The organism is Citrobacter sp. TBCS-14 (assembly GCF_005280805.1).
GTDB lineage: Bacteria > Pseudomonadota > Gammaproteobacteria > Enterobacterales > Enterobacteriaceae > Citrobacter > Citrobacter gillenii.
This window is the reverse complement of the sequence record NZ_SZWM01001296.1, coordinates 1-202: the sequence shown is the minus strand read 5'-3', so window position 1 is coordinate 202 and position 202 is coordinate 1. Positions and strand designations below refer to the sequence as shown.

Genomic DNA, 202 nt, shown 5'->3' with positions numbered 1-202 from the left:
AGCGGCGAGTGGGAAAGACAGTGAAGATAAGCGTGCATATCAGGCCACCTTTTCAACAGGAATATCGGCAGTAGCGCGGGTAAGCGTCATCACCGACGCCAGTTTATTCAGGGTACTGCCCAGAGTTTGCGGAATAGCGATGGCGGCCACAAAGCGGTCCGGGCGCATCACCACCAGCGAAGCGTTGTGCTGGGCAAACCAC

Annotated in this window: 1 protein-coding gene; it reads right to left on the bottom strand. The window is 56.9% G+C overall.

Features of this window, described 5'->3' with window-relative positions; all coding sequences use genetic code 11:
- Nucleotides 1-39: 39 nt before the first annotated feature.
- On the bottom strand, nt 40-202 hold a 163-nt coding region (locus FDX22_RS32325), incomplete at its 5' end, for a hypothetical protein (protein WP_186805484.1).